Consider the following 3,827-nt stretch of genomic DNA (forward strand, 5'->3'; position numbering starts at 1 on the left):
AACCGCCCGTGGTATCCAGCTTGCAAGGAAACCGGCCAGCGCGATCAGTAGAACGATTGAACCAAGATAACCCAGAGCGGCAATGATTATCTCTCCAAGCAGGGTTGTATCTCCGGTTGAGTGGGCGGCGGTGAGTCCGAGCACCACACCGAAACATGCTGAAAGAGCGGCGGCCACGATGACGGCAAACAGGATGGTTGCCCCATACAACGATGTACGGGAGAAGTGGTTGGCCAGCACTGCGGCGATACGTCCCGCCTTTTCGTCATTAACCAAGCGGGTGACCACCTGAATTGCGGGAATTGATATGACGAGTGCACCAAGCGAGACGATGATGGAGGCAAACAATCGCACGCTGTCATCTGTGGCGGTAGGTATGAAGTCGGCAAGTACGGGCATCTGGGACAGGAAGTTCTCAGCGTCGCCGAGAATTGGTCCATACATGGCGGCAAAGATTGCGAGACCGATGAGCCACCCGAGGGTATTGGTGCGATTCAAACGGGCGGCGAACCCGAGTGGCGTGAGCAGAGAGGTTCTCGCTGTGGGCCGCCCGGTTCTGGGGGCTACGAGGCCCGTGCCAAGATCGCGGTTGGTGTTGACGATGCAGGCCGCCAAAAGGAGCGCGGCCGATACGAGCACGCAGGCCAGTAGTGGCAATAGGTTGTTCTGGTCCCAAGGAAATGTCCGCTGAATCCATCCCAAGGGCGAGGCCCAAGCGAGGTTTTCGGCGCTTTCGGAGGTATCGGCAATGCCACGGACAAGGAAAGATGCAGCCAGAACGAGGCCAGATAACCCGGTTGCGGCCCGTCCCGTTGCCGTGATCTGAGCGGCGAGAGCGGCTACAGCCGTGAACACCAGTCCGATTCCGAAGAGTGACGAGACATAGACGAGCGATCCTGCGGAGCTAACAACCTCGCCGCCGATAGGGAGGAGAGTGCAGAAAACCGCAGCGGCGATTCCGGCGTTCAGGGCAATGGATATTAGTACGCCAGTCGCAAGATGTGTATGCCTGCCAACCAACCCCGCGCGAAGTAACTCGATTCGTCCCTCCTCCTCTTCGGCTCGTGTGTGGCGAACAACGGTAAGAATGCTGAGGATGGATACGGCGATGGCAACGATCAGGAGCGTCTCGTGACCGATGATCGCATCCCAGTGATAGTTCTCCGCGCGATAGATCCGTCCGATGAGGAAGGTGCTTCCCGGATTGTTGATAGTCTCGGCCAAACCCTGGCGGGATTCCTGATCGGGGTAGAGCCGCACCAGCGAGATCGCCAACAGGCCAACCCAGAAGGCTAGGGCGATGATGGATGCCGGCAGCCGAAATCTTTCGCGCCGGAGGGCTAGGAGCAACGGCGTACTCAGGCCCGCGAGTGGTTTCATGCCAGATCTCCGTGTTTTCCGGACTGTTCCCCGTTTCCGGAATGTTCCGCGTTGCCGTAGTGGCTGAGGAACAGCTCCTCCAATGTAGGGGGCTGGATGACGAGCGATTCGATACCTGCAGCGTGTAGAAGCCCCGTGATGTTATCGAGCTGTGCTGCATCAACGCTCAACTGAAGCTCCCCAACGGCCGTGCGCTGGACATCGTGGATACCGGGTATTCCTTCCAACTGCGGCTCGTGGCGGGTACGCACGCGTATGTTGCTTCGTGTCAGATGCCGCAATTGTGCGAGCGAACCTGATTCAACGGTGCGGCCGTTGCGGACGATCGAGATTCGGTCACACAACCGTTCAACCTGAGCAAGCGTGTGGCTTGAGAGGAGAACCGTTCGTCCTGCAGCACGTTCCTCCTCGATGCAGCGCACGAATATGGCCTCCATGAGGGGATCAAGGCCGCTTGTTGGTTCATCGAGGACAAGGAGATCTGCGTGGCTGGCAAGTGCGGCGATGATCGCGACCTTCTGTCTGTTCCCCTTCGAGTAGGTGGCACCTCGCTTCGACGGATCTAGCTCGAATAGATCTATGAGTTCACGCTGGCGCTCACGGTCGCCTCCGCCTCGGGCTCTGCTCAGGACATCGATGGCTTCTCCGCCGGTGAGGTTTGGCCAGAGAACAACATCCCCGGGCACATAGGCCATGCGCTGATGCAGGAGAACCGCATCGTCCCACGGGTCGTGGCGCCACACAGAGATCTTGCCACCATCACGGCGCACTAGCCCCAGCAGGATCCTAATGGTGGTGGATTTCCCGGCACCGTTGGGGCCGAGAAATCCGTGAACTTCGCCAGAGGTAACTCGAAGGTCAAGGCCTGATAGTGCATGCACAGAACCGAAGGATTTGGTGAGTCCTTGAATGTCGATGACGGGTTCATTGGACCCAACGTCTAATCTTTTTTCCACAGTTGTGGAATATACTAGACTTGGCAATGTGGCGCAACATCACAAGAGCGAGGTAGTGCGCCGCAGTCTTATTGAGGCTGCGGTGAGCCTGCTGGCGCAAGAGGGAATGCGTGGCCTGACTCATCGCAAAATCGAAGAGAGTGCCGGAGTATCGCAAGGAACCGTGAAGTATCACTTTGGCACTCTGGACGGCATTGTTCAGGCCGTGCTCAAGTACATGGTTCGGGTAGAGTCCGCCAATGTCATGCAGGTTTCGGCTGCCGTCATACGGAAAGCTCAGGTGGAAGGTACGATACCTGCTGAATTGTGGGCGCAAGCGAGCCAGACATATTCGGCGCTCATGCAGCAACCTGAATACTCACTGGCCCGTTTCGAGCTGGTGCTACACGTGGCTCGCCATCCTGAGCTGCAGACGATCATGCGTGAGGCGCGCGATGAAGTAGTGCGAACCACTGCCGAATCGCTGCCCGGCGCCAATCCGGAAGCAAGTGCACGCATGGTGTTGGCACTGATGGATGGGATCTTGCTCCATCAGCTGTCCGCACGCGAGCCACTCGTGGATACCATGGCCCCGGCCTACATGTTGGCCAGTGCGAGTGTCGCTCTACAGCTGCCAGACCCGCGTTGAAGCGGCTGCCCGCCATCCTGAGGTGAATGGGGCAACGCGGGAAACGAGGCGAACGGTGGCGAGATCGTCTGCTCGTGTGGGGCCATCGGTGACGATGACGATGGGCTTGCCCGCGTTTGATGCCCGGCGCACGAGGCGCAGTGCCGAATGAACGGCCAGAGATGAGCCGAGAACCACGAGCGATTCGGCGGCGTCCACTGCGTGAGTTGCGGCTTCGGCCGTCGCGCTTTTGACAGCCTCTCCGAAGTAGACGACCTCCGGCTTGAGGATCCCAAAACACTGCGGACAGTTGGGGAACTGGAATCCCTCAACATTGGTGAACTCCACGTCACCATCGGGATTGATCTCCGCATCGATGGGAGCGTCCTCTGCGGACTCAAGGAATCCCGGATTGAGCTCGTCCAGCGTTGCCTGCATCCAGTCGCGTGACCAAGTTCGGCCGCACTGGAGGCATTCCACGCGGTGGAGCGATCCGTGAAGTTCGATCACGGAGTCCGAGCCGGCTTTGGCGTGCAGACCATCGACATTCTGGGTAATGATTGATGCCGGTCTCAGTGCGGCGAGATCCCTGTGGGTCGAATTCGGCTGAAACTCGCGGTATCGCAGCCAGCCAATATAGGCGCGCGCCCAATAGAGCTGGCGATTACGCTCGGAGGCGCGGAAGGCCTCACCTGTCATGGGGGAGCGCTCGGGAGAACCGGGGCTGCGATAGTCAGGGATGCCGGAATCTGTGCTGATACCGGCGCCGGTAATTACTGCTGTACGGCCCGGATTCAGAAGCGCGTAGGCATCCTCTGCTGTTCCGTGTGAGATGGGGACGGAAAGTCCCGCCAACGGGTCTCGCATGCGAAGAAGTTGCTGAG

At 59.0% G+C, this 3,827-nt stretch carries 4 protein-coding genes; 1 reads left to right on the top strand and 3 read right to left on the bottom strand.

Features of this window, described 5'->3' with window-relative positions; translation table 11 throughout:
- The coding region (locus ACTHV6_RS11950; RefSeq protein WP_441387864.1) for an ABC transporter permease at window positions 1-1,380 on the bottom strand (1,380 nt) is incomplete at its 3' end.
- The gene (locus ACTHV6_RS11955; RefSeq protein ID WP_441387866.1) at window positions 1,377-2,336 is read right to left on the bottom strand and encodes an ABC transporter ATP-binding protein; all 960 of its coding nucleotides are present in this window, start codon (window positions 2,334-2,336) and stop codon (window positions 1,377-1,379) included. The genes ACTHV6_RS11955 and ACTHV6_RS11950, both read right to left, overlap by 4 nt.
- A 28-nt stretch (window positions 2,337-2,364) precedes the next feature.
- Between ACTHV6_RS11955 and ACTHV6_RS11960 the strand changes: the two genes are divergently transcribed.
- Window positions 2,365-2,964, top strand: a complete 600-nt coding sequence (locus tag ACTHV6_RS11960) for a TetR/AcrR family transcriptional regulator (protein WP_441387868.1) — start codon at window positions 2,365-2,367, stop codon at window positions 2,962-2,964.
- Here ACTHV6_RS11960 and ACTHV6_RS11965 read toward each other — a convergent pair.
- Window positions 2,941-3,827 (bottom strand): Sir2 family NAD-dependent protein deacetylase (locus tag ACTHV6_RS11965; protein WP_441387869.1); only part of this gene is annotated, 887 nt, incomplete at its 5' end. The genes ACTHV6_RS11960 and ACTHV6_RS11965 overlap by 24 nt on opposite strands.

This window comes from Ancrocorticia sp. (assembly GCF_052089425.1).
Lineage (GTDB): Bacteria > Actinomycetota > Actinomycetes > Actinomycetales > Actinomycetaceae > Ancrocorticia.